This is a genomic window from Pedococcus sp. P2_F6, assembly GCF_056403675.1.
In genome coordinates this window covers 437,876-451,649 of record NZ_JBFUEZ010000001.1, presented here as the reverse complement: position 1 = coordinate 451,649, position 13,774 = coordinate 437,876, and the positions used below count along the sequence as shown (strand labels likewise).

The following is a 13,774-nucleotide window of genomic DNA, read 5'->3' as shown; positions in this document are numbered from 1 at the left end:
ACCGCGCCCCACCTAACCGGCCAGCCGGTAGCCCAGGCCGCGGGCAGTCACCACGTGGCGGGGACTCGCAGGGTCGCGCTCGACCTTCGTCCTCAACCGACGAATGTGGACGTCGACGATCCGCGAGTCGCCGAAGTAGCCGTAGCCCCACACCTTGTCGAGCAGGTCCTCGCGGCTGAGGATGCGGCCCTCGGCCACGGCCAGCTCCGCGAGCAGGCGGAACTCGGTGCGGGTCAACGCGACCGGCTCGCCGTCGCGGAGCACCACGCCGTCGTCCAGCCCGATCGACAGGTCGCCCAGGACTGGACGGCGCGGGCGGTGGTCCACCGCGGGCTCCACCCGACGGAGGAGGGCACGGATCCTCGCTGAAAGCTCTTTGGCGACAAGGGGTTTCGTGACGTAGTCGTCGGCACCGGCCTCGAGCCCAGCCACGACGTCGTGGCTGTCCGAGCGGGCGGTCACCATGATCACCGGCACGTTGCTCCGGTGCCGGATCTCGCGACACACGGAGAAGCCATCCATGTCCGGGAGCATCACGTCGAGGAGCACGACGTCGGGTTCCTCGCGCGGCAGGTCGGCCAGACCCTGCTCCCCCGTCGCCGCCTCCGAGACGTGGTACCCCTCGTCCTCCAGGGCGAGGCGCAGGACGCGGCGAACTCGGGCGTCGTCCTCCACGAGCAACACGCGTCGCGTCACCTCGCCAGTATCACACCGGCTCACGAGGTCCGTCCGGAAGTCCTCTCGGACATGGCGTTCCGTCACGTAATCGTCATGAAGGGCCATGGTCCATGACGAGCCCCTTGCAGTCCCGTGACGGTCGAGTCGAAGGCCCGCCGGGCACCCTCCCGAGTGCCTAGGTTCGCAGTCGACCTGTCCGGCGCGACCGGCAGGCCATGCCCCTTCAAACCGGATCCGTCTACCCATCCGAGGAGGATGTGATGATCCCCAGGACACGTCGGCTCGCAGCGGTGGCAACCGTCTGCACTGCGAGTCTCGGACTGGCGGCCTGCGCCAACAACAACGGCACCGCGTCAGGCTCGTCCAGCTCCAGCGGCGCCGTCGCCAAGGGCGGGACGCTCAACATCCTCGGCGCCGGCGACGTCGACTACATGGATCCCAACATCAGCTACTACTCGGCCGGCTACATGGCGCTCAGGCTGTGGAGCCGGCAGCTGTTCACCTACCCGGCCATCGAGGGTCAGGTCACCAAGGCGGCACCCGACCTGGCCACCGCCCTCCCCACCGAGGGCAAAGGCATCAGTGCCGACGGCAAGACCTACACGATCAGCATCCGCCAGGGCGCCAAGTGGAACACCACCCCGGCCCGTCAGGTGACGGCGCAGGACATGGTGCGCGGGGTGAAGCGCACCTGCAACCCGGTGCAGCCCTTCGGCGGCCTGCCCGACTACGCCGACCTCATCGTCGGCTTCCAGTCGTTCTGCGACGGGTTCGCGAAGGTGGGCAAGACGCCCGCTGCCCTCGCGGCATACGTCGACAAGACCCCGGTGGCGGGCGTGACCGCGAAGGACGACGAGACCGTCGTGTTCACCCTCACCCACCCGGCGAGCTACTTCGTCGACATGCTGACCCTTCCTGCGTTCTCCCCGGCCCCCAAGGAGTGGGACGCCTACCTGCCCGCGAGCCCGGAGCTGGCCGCCCACACGATCTCCGACGGGCCGTACAAGATCGACTCCTACACGGCCACGAAGAACATCACGTTCAGCCGCAACACGGCGTGGGACGCGGCCTCCGACCCGATCCGCAAGGCATACGTCGACAAGATCGTGATCAACGAGACCGTCAGCCAGGACTCGATCCAGCAGCAGCTGCAGACCGGCACCCCCAGCGCGGACCTCGAGTTCGACGCGTTCGTCCCGCCGTCCCAGCTGCCCGCTCTCATCGCCAAGAAGGACCCGAACCTCAACCTCGGCGAGGGCTCGTCCAGCAACCCGTACCTGGTCTTCAACACGGTGTCGCCGAACAACAACAAGGCGCTCCAGAAGAAGGAGGTCCGGCAGGCGCTGTCCTACGGGCTGAACCGGGCCAACATCATCCAGGTGCTCGGTGGGCCCAAGATCGCCCCTCCGCTGACCCACGTGCTCCCGTCCAACATCGTCGGAGGTGAGCAGGACTTCGACCTCTACCCCACCGATCCGGCCAAGGCGAAGTCGATGCTGGCCCAGGCCGGCTACCCCAACGGGCTCACCATCAAGATGCTCTACCGCAACGCGTCCGAGGGGCAGAGCAAGTCGTTCCAGACCGTGCAGCAGGACCTGTCCAAGATCGGCGTGAAGGTCGTCGGCGTCCCCTCGCCGAACGCGGACTTCTACACCAAGTACCTCCAGGTGCCGACGGTCGCGCAACGCGGCGTGTGGGACATCGCCCCCTCTGGTTGGGGCGCGGACTGGTACGGCAACGCGGCCCTGTCGTTCTTCAAGCCGCTCTACTTCGGTCAGGCCGCCTACCCGCCGATCGGCAGCAACTTCGGGTTCTACAACAGCCCGGCGACCAACGCCCTCATCGTGCAGGCGTCCAACGCCAAGACCGAGCAGGAGGCCAAGGAGCTGTGGGCCAAGGCCGACCACCAGGTCATGGAGGACGCGGTGTTCTTCCCCATCACCAACTCCCTGAACCCCAACTACCGGGCGAGCCAGGTGCAGAACGCCGTCTACATCCCGGCCTTCCAGAACTTCGACCCTGCGAACGTCTGGCTGACCGCAGGCAAGCAGGGCGGGTAGGCAAACACCATGGCACTGTTGGAGGTTCGTGACCTGAAGGTCGCCTTCACCACCGCCGACGGTGTCGTCCAGGCCGTGCGCGGACTCTCCTTCGACGTCGAACGTGGCAGCACGCTCGCCATCGTCGGAGAGTCCGGCTCGGGCAAGAGCGTCGCGACGCAGACCATCGCCGGACTGACCCGCGGCGCCCAGGTCAGCGGGTCGGCGCGGTTCGACGGCATCGACCTGATCGGCGCCGACCCGGAGGTGCTCCGCCGGGTCCGCGGCGACCAGATCGGCATGATCTTCCAGGACCCGCTCTCGAGCCTGCACCCCTACTACACCGTGGGATGGCAGATCGTGGAGATGATCCGCGCGCATCGTCAGGTCTCCAAGTCGGCGGCCCAGCAACGCGCGGCCGAGCTGCTGACCCTCGTCGGAATCCCCCGTGCCTCCAGTCGGATCCACGACTACCCACACCAGTTCTCCGGCGGGATGCGCCAGCGCGTCATGATCGCCATGGCGATGGCCCTCGACCCTGCGCTGCTCATCGCCGACGAGCCGACCACCGCCCTGGACGTGACCGTCCAGGCTCAGGTGCTCGACGTGATGCGCAGTCTCCAGGAGCGCTTTGGAACGGCGATCATCCTGATCACCCACGACCTCGGCGTGGTCGCCGAGATGGCCGACGAGGTCGTGGTGATGTATGCCGGGTCGGTCATGGAGCGCGCGCCGCGGCGGACGTTGTTCTACCGGAACCACCACCCCTACACCGAGGGCCTCCTCGCGTCGCTGCCGTCACAGGGCGGTCCCGGGGCCAGGCTCACCCCCATCTCGGGGGCACCTCCCTCGCTCATCGGACTCCCTGCGGGGTGCCCCTTCGCCCCCCGCTGCCGCTATGCGTTCGAGCGGTGCTGGGGCGCCACCCCACCGCTCGACACGGTTCACGACGATCCCCTGCACCAGTCGGCGTGCTGGCTGCCGGACGACGCCCAGGGGCGCCGTACCAGCCGACCCCTCGACACCGGTGGTGTCTCGCCCGCTCCGACGGGGGCCCGGCCATGAGGTCCGAGGTGCTCCTTCGGGCCCAGGACGTGACGAAGTCCTTCCCGGTCCGATCGGCGGGCTGGCGGCGGCAGCACGACGTGGTGCAGGCGGTCGCGGGCGTCACCCTGGACGTGCGGCGCGGGGAGACCCTCGGACTCGTCGGTGAGACCGGGTGCGGCAAGTCGACGCTGGCCCGGTGCCTGGCTCGGCTCTACGACCTGACCTCGGGCTCCGTCCTGTTCGAGGACCGCGACATCACCTCGCTCTCGGGACGGGAGATGCGCCCGCTGCGCCAGGACATCCAGATGATCTTCCAGGACCCCTACGGCTCGTTGAACCCTCGCCGTCGCGTCGGGTCGATCATCGGTGACCCGTTCGTCATCCATGGGATCGGGTCTGCCGACGAGCGCAAGCGCAACGTGCAAGAGCTCATGGAGCGCGTCGGGCTCAACCCTGAGCACTACAACCGGTTCCCGGCCGAGTTCTCCGGTGGGCAACGCCAGCGCATCGGAGTGGCGAGGGCGCTTGCCCTGCGGCCCAAGCTGGTGATCTGCGACGAGCCGGTGTCGGCTCTCGACGTGTCGATCCAGGCGCAGATCATCAACCTGCTGATCGACCTCCAGGACGACTTCGGCCTCACCTACGTCTTCATCTCGCACGACCTGTCCGTGATCAGGCACGTGAGCGACCGGATCGCCGTGATGCACTTGGGCAAGATCGCCGAGCTCGCCCCCGCGGAGCAGCTGTTCAACCGCACCCGCCATCCCTACACCCGCTCGCTCCTGTCGGCCCTGCCGCACGCCGACCCCGACGTGGCGGACAGTCGCGAACGCATCGTGCTGGTCGGGGACCTGCCCACTCCGACGAACCCGCCCTCGGGCTGTCGGTTCCACACCCGTTGCCCCAAGGCTCGCGAGGACTGCGCCGTCACCGACCCTCCGCTGGTTCCGGTGCTCGGTGACGGCACCGCGCACCAGACGGCGTGCCTGCACCCGCTGGAGGTCGGCGAGGACCTCTCACTCGCCACCCCCCGCGTCGAGGACACCGAGATCGACACGTCGTCGCACCATCGGGTCGCACCATCCACAGGAGGCTGAGTCGGCATGAGCGACATGAAGGGCACGGCGGCGGTCGGACGTCCCTCCCCTGAGGCCTCCGGTCCTGCCGCCGTGGGTTCCGCCGCCTTCGATCCTGACGCCCTCGGCAGCGGCTCCGGCCGTCCCGCCCGTGGGCCCGGCGACGGCAGCGCAGGCGACCCCGGCGCGGGCCAAGCCCGGGGCGTCGGGAGCATCCAGGGCCGCACTCCGTGGCAGCTCGCCTGGCAGCGCCTGCGGAGAGACCGGGTGGCGATGATCTCGTTGGTCGTCATCGTGGTCATCGTGCTGATGGCGTTCCTCGCGCCGCTGGCCGCGATGATCACCGGGCACCCCGTCAACGAGCAGTACCGCACCACCGGCCTCACGCCGGAGGGCCTCCCGCGGGGGCCGTCCAGCGAGTTCTGGCTCGGCACCGACGACCTCGGCAGGGACATCCTCGTGCGGATCGCCTACGGCTCGCGCATTTCGCTGCTCGTCGGTGTCGCATCGACGGCGCTGACCGTGGTCATCGGCGTGGTCATCGGGCTTGCGGCAGGGTTCCTCGGGGGAATCGTGGACACGGTCCTGGCTCGACTGATCGACGTCGTCCTGTCGGTGCCCTTCCTGCTCGTCGCCATCGCCCTGGTGTCCATCACCGGTCCCAGCCTGATCGTCACCGTCCTGGTCATCGGGTTCTTCAGCTGGGCGTCGGTCGCCCGCATCGTGCGGGGACAGGTGCTGTCGATGCGCGAACGCGAGTTCGTCGAGGCGGCCCGGTCGCTCGGCGCCTCCAACTCGCGGATCATGTTCGTCGACATCCTTCCGAACGTCCTTGCCCCCGTGATCGTCTACGCCTCTCTGCTGATCCCGGTGGTGATCGTCGTCGAGGCGACGCTGTCGTTCCTGGGTCTCGGGCTGGCGCCACCGACTGCCGACTGGGGCGGGATGATCAGCGAGGCCCAGAACTACTACACGACCTCATGGTGGTTCGTGGTCTTCCCGGGCGCCGCCCTGCTGGTCACCACCCTCGCCTTCAACCTGCTGGGCGACGGGATCCGGGACGCCTTCGACCCGCGCGCTGCCCGGCTCATGGCGAAGTGAGGAGACGGTCATGCTGCGCTTCCTGATCCGACGGCTGGTCCTCGGCGTGCTCGTCCTGTGGCTGATCACGGTCGCAGTCTTCGGCCTCTTCTTCGTCGCGCCCAACAACGTGGCGCGCACCCTCGCCGGTCGCCAGGCCACGCCTGAGACGGTTGCCGCGATCTCCCACCGGCTCGGTCTGGACCAACCGCTCTGGAAGCAGTACCTGGACTTCGTGGGCAACGCCGTGCGGGGGGACCTCGGCTACGACTACTACCACCAGGTCCCGGTGACCACGATCCTCGGGGCCGCGCTGCCGATCACGATCTCGCTGGTGCTGGGGGCGGCCCTCATCTGGCTCGGCCTCGGCGTCTTCAACGGCGTCATCTCCGCCACCCACCCGCGGTCGTTCACCGACCGCTCCCTGACGGCCATGAGCCTGTTCTTCTACTCGACCCCGACGTTCCTGCTCGGCATCCTGCTGCTCTACCTCCTGTACTTCCGGCTCACCCTGGCCGGGCACACGGCCTTCCCGGCCGGTGGCTACTCGCCGCTCGCCCTGGGTCTCGGCGGCTGGGCCCAGCACCTGGTCCTGCCGTGGTTCACGCTGGCGCTGGTCTCCGCCGCCACCTACACCCGGCTCACCCGCGCCTCGATGTTGGACGTGCTGGGCGAGGACTACATCCGGACCGCGCGGTCCAAGGGCATCCGCGAACGCCGGGTCGTGCTGCGGCACGGCCTGCGAGCCGCGCTCACGCCCATCGTCACCCAGTTCGGGATCGACGTCGGCTCCCTGCTTGGCGGCGTGGTGGTCACCGAGACGGTGTTCAGCCTGCCCGGGCTCGGCAAGACGGCGATCGACGCCATCAACCAGCAGGACCTGCCGGTCATCATCGGGATCGTCCTCTTCGCAGCGGCGGCCGTCGTCGTGGCCAACATCCTGGTCGACCTCGCGTATGCCGTGCTGGACCCCCGCGTCCGCCTCCACTGAGGGGTCTCCGCACACCGGGAACGCCGAGAGGCCCGGCCCCCCTTCAGGGGACCGGGCCTCTCGTTCAGCCAACAGGCCGTGCCGGCCACGCGGCATACCGAAGTGTGCCGCGTGGAACGGATCAGTTGCCGGTGAGCTTCTCGCGCAGTGCGGCGAGGGCCTCGTCAGAGGCCAGGGTGCCCTCGGACTCCGGGGCGGCCGGGCGGCTGCTGGCGCTGCCCGTGTCGCTGTCGGACGACGAGGACGAACCCGAGTCGCTCGAGTAGGACGTCCCACTGCCAGCGTTGGCGGCAGCCTCGGCGTCGGCCTTGGTGGCCTCCTCGACCTGGGTCTTGTGGGCCTCCCAGCGGGTGTGGGCCTCGGCGTACTGCTTCTCCCACTTCTCACGCTGGGTGTCGAAGCCCTCGAGCCACTCGTTCGTCTCCGGGTCGAAGCCCTCCGGGTACTTGTAGTTGCCCGCCTCGTCGTACTCCGCGGCCATGCCGTAGAGGGTCGGGTCGAACTCGGCGACGGGCGCGCTGTCGTCGTTGGCCTGCTTGAGGCTCAACGAGATCCGGCGACGCTCGAGGTCGATGTCGATGACCTTGACGAAGATGTCGGAACCGACCGTGACGACCTGCTCCGGCAGCTCCACGTGGCGCTCGGCCAGCTCGGAGATGTGGACCAGGCCCTCGATGCCGTCGTCCACGCGGACGAACGCACCGAACGGGACCAGCTTGGTGACCTTGCCCGGGACGACCTGACCGATCGCGTGGGTGCGGGCGAAGTGCTGCCACGGGTCTTCCTGCGTCGCCTTGAGCGACAGGGAGACACGCTCGCGGTCCATGTCGACGTCGAGGACCTCGACGGTGACCTCCTGGCCGACCTCGACAACCTCGGACGGGTGGTCGATGTGCTTCCAGGACAGCTCGGAAACGTGGACGAGACCGTCGACGCCGCCGAGGTCCACGAAGGCACCGAAGTTGACGATGGAGGACACGACGCCGGAGCGGACCTGCCCCTTCTGGAGCTCCTTGAGGAACGTGGTGCGCACCTCGGACTGCGTCTGCTCGAGCCACGCACGGCGCGACAGGACCACGTTGTTGCGGTTCTTGTCGAGCTCGATGATCTTGGCCTCGATCTCCTTGCCCACGTAGGGCTGGAGGTCGCGGACGCGACGCATCTCGACGAGGGACGCGGGAAGGAAGCCGCGCAGGCCGATGTCGAGGATGAGTCCACCCTTGACGACCTCGATGACGGTGCCGGTGACGACGCCGTCCTCTTCCTTGATCTTCTCGATCGTGCCCCAGGCGCGCTCGTACTGCGCACGCTTCTTGGACAGGATCAGCCGACCCTCCTTGTCCTCCTTCTGGAGAACCAGGGCCTCGACCTCGTCGCCGACCTTGACGACCTCAGAGGGGTCGACGTCGTGCTTGATCGAGAGCTCGCGGGAGGGGATGACACCCTCGGTCTTGTAGCCGATGTCGAGCAGGACCTCGTCCCGGTCGACCTTGACGATGACACCCTCGACGATGTCTCCGTCATTGAAATCCTTGATCGTCGCGTCGATCGCGGCGAGCAGTTCTTCCTCGGTGCCGATGTCGTTGATGGCAACCTGAGGGGCGGTCTTTTCGACCGTGCTGGCAGTCATGTAGTAGGAACTCCGATGGTGGACAGTGAATAGAAGGTGGTTGTTGTGCTCACGCTCAGCGGGCCACCGGACGGCGGCACGACGAAGCGCGCACACGGAAGTGCGCCTCCACCTTACCGACGGTGTCCGTGCAGGGTCAAAACGCGAGGGGTATGCCGGTGAGTGAGTATGCGCAGGTGAGCCGTCGGGAGGCGGGGGCCGAGGAAACCGCCGCGGCCAACCGGTCGTGGTGGGACGCCGAGGCCGGCGAGTACTACGCCGAGCACGGCACGTTCCTCGGCGACGCGGACTTCGTGTGGGGCCCCGAGGGCTGGCGCGAGGACGAGCTGGGCCTGCTGGGCGACGTGGCGGGTCGGCGGGTGCTCGAGATCGGCGCCGGCGCGGGGCAGTGCGCCCGCTGGGTGGCCGCGGCCGGCGGCCGGGTGGTGGCCACCGACCTGTCAGCGGGGATGGTCCGACAGGGGCTCGACCTCAACCGGACGGTGACTCCGCCTGCGCAGCCGGTGCCGTTCGCTCAGTGCGACGCCGTGGCCCTGCCGTTCGGCGAGGCCACCTTCGACATCGTCTTCACGGCCTACGGAGCGGTGCCCTTCGTCGCCGACACGGCGCGGCTGATGCGCGAGGTGGCGCGGGTGCTGCGCCCCGGCGGTCGGTTCGTGTTCTCCACGACCCATCCGTTCCGGTGGGCCTTTCCCGACGACCCCGGTTCGCCGGGCCTCACCCTGACCCAGTCCTACTTCGACCGAACCCCGTACGTGGAGGCCGACCCCGACGGTGAGGCGACCTACGTCGAGCACCATCGGACCCTGGGCGACCGGGTGCGCGAGCTGGTGGCCGCCGGTCTGGTCCTCGTCGACCTCGTCGAGCCGGAGTGGCCGGAGCGCAATGACCAGACCTGGGGCGGCTGGTCGCCGTTGCGTGGCCGCGTCTTCCCGGGGACGGCGATCTTCGTCTGCACACGAATGTGAAGGCAGGAGCGGGCACACGACCCGCGCAGGCCGGCACACGAAACGCAAGGCAGGCACCGCGAAGGGCCGCCCGGATTCCGAGCGGCCCTTCGTGGTGTGGTGCGGGTGGCGTCAGGTGGCTTCGCGAGAACCCCGGCGCCTGCCCCCGAAGGTGAGGAACAGGCCGAGGGCGAGGAACACCAGTCCGAGCACGATCGCGATAGCGGTCAACGGACCGTTGATGAGGCCGAGCGTAGAGCCCTTGGAGCCCCAGTCCTCGGCGTTCTTCTTCACCGTCGCCTCGGAGTAGCCGATGGTGCCCTTGGTCGTGAAGAGCTCGGGGTAGGCGTCGGTCGTGAGCGACTTCTCGACCTCTTCCTGGCCCTTGATCAGGACGCCCGTGTTGGGTTCGATCCACAGCGTGCGGATGTTGCCGTAGTTCACCGTGGCAGTGACGTTGCCGGTGGCGGTGTCGCCGAACAGTGCCTTGGGGACATCGCGCTGCGTCACCTCCGCCTTGGGGATGTTCTGGCGGAAGACGTAGGTGCTGACTCCCTCCAGCTTCTCCTCGCGGACGAAGCTGATGTCGGTGGCCTTGCCCAGGTCGCCGTCCCACCACTGGTAGGTCTTCTTCTGCACGTCGAACGGGAACTTGAAGAACAGGCCCTTGTGGTCGAGCGGCGTGACCTTGGCCGGGTCGTCAAGGTCACCGGCGGACTTGAAGTCGCCACAGCAGTTCGTGGCCTCAGCGGTCTTCCGGTTGAAGGAGACACCTTCGTTGGTGAAGCTGAGGTCGGTCCACTTGCCGTCGATCTCGGCCTGTGACTGCACGGTTGTCTGCCAGAAGGCGTCCGTGTCCTGCTTCTTGGCATCCTTGGCCCGGCCAGGGATCCCGATCACGTTCCGTGTGCTCTTGAGATGGGCGTTCTCAAGCTTGTCGTAGTGTGACTTGCCGTCGTCGCCCTTGTAGACGTGCAGCGCAGACATGCCAGTGCCTTCTGAAACAGACACTGAGCGTTGGTTCAGCTTGACGGTCGCAAGCCCGTCGTACAGAACCGGCTTCGCTGAAACACCTACAACCAACAGCAAAACTCCCAAAAGCGTGGCAACACTGCCAAGCACCTTGCGCATCCCGGCTTTCTCCTTGCGTTATGAGGTGGCTGGACACTACCAGCGAGTAGCCTTTGTCACGCGCATATTGGCGCCACTGCGAGAAATGAGCTGATTTTGGTGGGAGTTGTGCAGCAAACTGCGCCGTCCGAGGCCACTCGGGTGCGGCATGCAGCACGTCCGGGGCGACCGTTCGACCGGGGCGCCGGTGCCGTGATCGCTGCCTTCGTGGTCGCCAGCGCCTACCTGATCGTCCCGAGCGGCTACTACATCGACGACTTCCGGGCACAGGCCTACGCCGCGGGTCGAGGGCCGTGGCCGTTCATCGTCGAGAGCAACGCGACCCACCTTGCTCCCGGTGCCCGGACGATGGACTGGCTCCAGGCCCACTACTGGCCGCTCGAACGCCTGCCTGCCGTCCTGTTCACCCTGACGGTGTGCGCGCTGCTGGGCGTGGCGGTGTGGCGGCTGGTCAACCAGCTCGTCACCCGCCGCTCGGTGGCCCTCGTGGGACTCGGCCTGGCCCTCTTCGCTCCGTCGATCATCCCGGCCATCGCGTGGTACCGGCAGGCGCTCACCACCCTCACCGCACTCGTCCTGATCCTCGTGGCCATCGATGCGGGGCTGCGCTACCTTCGCGGCGGCTCGCGCACGTGGGCGTATGCCGCGTGCCTGGCGCACGCCGCAGGGTTGGCCTTCTCCGAGCGAACCCTGGTCGTCCCCGTGGTCCTCGTGACAGCCGGCCTCCTGCTGGTCCCCAGCACGACGTTCCGGCGCGCCCTGCCGCGGCAGGCCGTGGCCGTGGGGCCCATGATCGTCCTGAACCTCGCGTTCCTCGCGTTCTACGGCAGCGGCGACTTCGACCACGCTGGCGTGGGGACACCGAGCCTTGCCGGGTTCGCAGCCGCCATCGGACGGTCCCTCCTTCGCAACTCGATCCCGAGCCTGGTGGGCGGCCCGATCAGCTGGCGGCCCGGCGGTGAGAGCTACTCGTATGCGCAGACACCCCTGTGGCTCGCGATCGTCGGCTGCGCCGCCCTCGCCCTCCTCGTGGTGCTCGCCGTTCGCCGCCGTCGCGAGGGACACGGCGGCACACCTGTGTGGCGACCCCTCCTGGTGGTGGCGGCATACGTCGTGCCGATCTACTGCATGCTCTACGTCGGACGCATCGCGCGCGCCGAGGTCTCGTCCGTGGACGACCTCCGGCTGTTCCCGGACGTGGGCGTGTTCCTTGCCCTTGCGGTGGCAGTGCTGCTCGACGTCGCCGTCCGTCGCCCCCGACGCGCGACAGTCCGAGCCCTCGCGGCCGGCGCGATCGCTGCGACGGTGGCGTGCGGCCTGTCCTGGGTCGGCTTCGCCCACCGTTGGCACCAGAACTCGAGCCCCTCCTACGTGGAGGCGCTTCGCACCGACCTCACCAAGAACCTTTCCCCCGTGGTCGCCTCCCCTGTGCCTGTCACGATCGTGCCCAACTGGGTCCAACCCGACTTCTCGACGGCCGACCTGATCGCCATCCTGCGCCCCACCACGCGCACGGCCGTCTTCGACTCCGCAGCGCGCCTCGTCGGCCCCGACGGGCATCTCACGGACGGCCAGCTGAAACGGATCGCGGTGGCACCGGACGAACGGTCGGACTTCTGCAGGCACGCGTTGCCCGCCGGTCAGGAGAACGCAACGATCGACTTCACCGAGGCTGTCCCCTACTACAGGGGGGCGCTGCTGGAGCTCGGCGTTCTCGTGTCAGACACCACCTCGCTCACGGTGCGCGTCATCGCCGAGGACGGTTCGGTCTCGGCTCCGCGGCCCGGGGTCACGCCCGAGATGCAGCGAGGTCCCCACCGGCTGCTCCTGCCGGTCATGCCGGATGTCCGCGTGAAGAGCGTCCAGATCAGCCGAAGCCGTGCGAGCGCCGACGTGTGCGTCACGACCCTGCAGGTCGTCCAGCCTCCGGAGCCCCAGTGACCGCGACCGACGTTCCCACCGGCGCCGGCACCGGCGCTCCCCCAGAAGCCCCCTCTGACGTCACTGCTGATGGCAGGCGCACACGAGGCGCCGAGCACGCAGTGCACCACGTCCGAGAGCTCGAGGGTTTGCGTGCCCTCGCTGCGTTGGCGGTGGTCGTCACCCACGCGGGCTTCATGGCGGGGACCATCGGGCGGAACGTGCTGCCCGGTTTCGTTGCGCGCATGGACATCGGGGTCGCCCTCTTCTTCGTGCTGAGCGGCTTCCTCCTGTACCGGCCGTACGCCCGGTTCAACGCCGGCCTGGGCGTCTGGCCATCGCTGCGGACCTTCGCGCTGCGCCGGACGGCCCGCTTGGTCCCCGCGTGGCTGTGCGTCCTCGCGGCGACTCCGCTGCTCTGGGCAGAGGCGCGGCAAGCCCGCCTCACGACCTGGTTGGCCAACCTCGCCCAGCTCCAGGGGGTGAAGCAGTCGTGGGTCATGCCCGGACTCGCCCAGCTCTGGAGCCTGTCGACCGAGGTGATGTTCTACCTCGCGCTGCCAGGCCTGGCCTGGCTGGTCGCGCGGATCGTCCGACGACGCTCCCCCGGTCACGAGCTGGCCGCCATCGTCGGGATCATGCTGTTCGCCGAGGCATTCCGCGCCGTCGATGCCTGGGGTGGCCTGCCCGCGGGGTACACCTGGTTGCAGACGCTCCCTGCCACGCTCGACTGGTTCGGCTACGGCATGCTGCTGGCCTGTCTGACGGCTCGTCCCGGGCGCTGGTCGTCGGCCACCTCCACGATCCGCCGTTCGCCCGTCGCTCTCTGGGTGCTGGCGGCCTGCGTGATGTGGGTCCTGACGACCAGGCTCGCCGGACCCTACGACCTGTCGCAGGCCACGGTGTGGGAACAGACCTTCAAGCACCTCGGCTACGGCCTCTTCGCGTTCCTCGTGATCGCCCCGTCCGCGGTGGGTGGTGGAAACCCGTTGAGCGGGTTCCTCGGCAGTCGGGTGATGCGCTACCTCGGGCAGATCAGCTACGCGATCTTCCTGTGGCACATGCCCATCATGTTCGCCCTGCGGGAGGCCCGCGGCCTCACGCTGTTCGCGGGCCACTTCTGGTTCACCCTGATCGGCACCCTCGCGATCACCGTTCCCGTGGCCGCGGCGAGCTGGCACTTCGTCGAGCAACCGGCCCAGCGTTTCGTGCGCGACCGGACGGGCTGAGCCAGC

The 13,774-nt window shown here is 68.4% G+C and carries 11 protein-coding genes; 8 read left to right on the top strand and 3 right to left on the bottom strand.

The features are described from left to right. Positions 1-12: 12 nt before the first annotated feature. Positions 13-696 (bottom strand): response regulator, encoded by a 684-nt coding sequence (locus tag AC1DWP_RS02110; protein ID WP_477612793.1) that lies wholly within the window; start codon positions 694-696, stop codon positions 13-15. A 242-nt stretch (positions 697-938) separates the two neighbouring features. On the opposite strand from AC1DWP_RS02110, the gene AC1DWP_RS02105 reads away from it, so the two are divergent. Genes AC1DWP_RS02105 through AC1DWP_RS02085 form a run of 5 tightly spaced genes read left to right on the top strand, consistent with a single transcriptional unit; the run spans position 939 to position 6,911 of the window. Then, positions 939-2,738, top strand: coding sequence for an ABC transporter substrate-binding protein (locus AC1DWP_RS02105; protein ID WP_477612792.1), 1,800 nt, complete (start codon positions 939-941; stop codon positions 2,736-2,738). Between the two features lie 9 nt (positions 2,739-2,747). Then, positions 2,748-3,782, top strand: coding sequence for an ABC transporter ATP-binding protein (locus AC1DWP_RS02100; protein ID WP_477612791.1), 1,035 nt, complete (start codon positions 2,748-2,750; stop codon positions 3,780-3,782). Beyond that, a complete protein-coding gene (locus tag AC1DWP_RS02095; RefSeq protein WP_477612790.1) occupies positions 3,779-4,861 on the top strand; it encodes an ABC transporter ATP-binding protein in 1,083 nt (360 codons plus the stop codon). The genes AC1DWP_RS02100 and AC1DWP_RS02095 overlap by 4 nt, the downstream gene beginning before the upstream one ends. A 6-nt stretch (positions 4,862-4,867) precedes the next feature. After that, positions 4,868-5,941, top strand: a complete 1,074-nt coding sequence (locus tag AC1DWP_RS02090) for an ABC transporter permease (protein WP_477612789.1) — start codon at positions 4,868-4,870, stop codon at positions 5,939-5,941. Positions 5,942-5,951: 10 nt separating this feature from the next. Beyond that, entirely contained in the window at positions 5,952-6,911 is a 960-nt protein-coding gene (locus tag AC1DWP_RS02085; protein ID WP_477612788.1) for an ABC transporter permease, read from the top strand. A gap of 121 nt (positions 6,912-7,032) precedes the next feature. On the opposite strand, the gene rpsA is transcribed toward AC1DWP_RS02085, so the two are convergent. Then, positions 7,033-8,541 carry a 30S ribosomal protein S1 gene (gene rpsA / locus AC1DWP_RS02080; protein ID WP_477612787.1) on the bottom strand — a complete coding sequence of 503 codons (1,509 nt, stop codon included), beginning with the start codon at positions 8,539-8,541 and terminating at the stop codon, positions 7,033-7,035. Between the two features lie 152 nt (positions 8,542-8,693). On the opposite strand from rpsA, the gene AC1DWP_RS02075 reads away from it, so the two are divergent. Next, positions 8,694-9,509 carry a class I SAM-dependent methyltransferase gene (locus tag AC1DWP_RS02075; protein ID WP_477612786.1) on the top strand — a complete coding sequence of 272 codons (816 nt, stop codon included), beginning with the start codon at positions 8,694-8,696 and terminating at the stop codon, positions 9,507-9,509. A gap of 111 nt (positions 9,510-9,620) precedes the next feature. Here the strand turns inward: AC1DWP_RS02075 and pgfA are convergent, their stop codons facing one another. Further along, positions 9,621-10,619 carry a cell envelope lipid trafficking protein PgfA gene (pgfA, locus tag AC1DWP_RS02070; protein ID WP_477612785.1) on the bottom strand — a complete coding sequence of 333 codons (999 nt, stop codon included), beginning with the start codon at positions 10,617-10,619 and terminating at the stop codon, positions 9,621-9,623. A gap of 141 nt (positions 10,620-10,760) precedes the next feature. On the opposite strand from pgfA, the gene AC1DWP_RS02065 reads away from it, so the two are divergent. Then, positions 10,761-12,560 (top strand): hypothetical protein, encoded by a 1,800-nt coding sequence (locus tag AC1DWP_RS02065; RefSeq protein ID WP_477612784.1) that lies wholly within the window; start codon positions 10,761-10,763, stop codon positions 12,558-12,560. Next, positions 12,557-13,768 (top strand): acyltransferase family protein, encoded by a 1,212-nt coding sequence (locus AC1DWP_RS02060; protein WP_477612783.1) that lies wholly within the window; start codon positions 12,557-12,559, stop codon positions 13,766-13,768. The genes AC1DWP_RS02065 and AC1DWP_RS02060 overlap by 4 nt, the downstream gene beginning before the upstream one ends. Positions 13,769-13,774 lie beyond the last annotated feature (6 nt).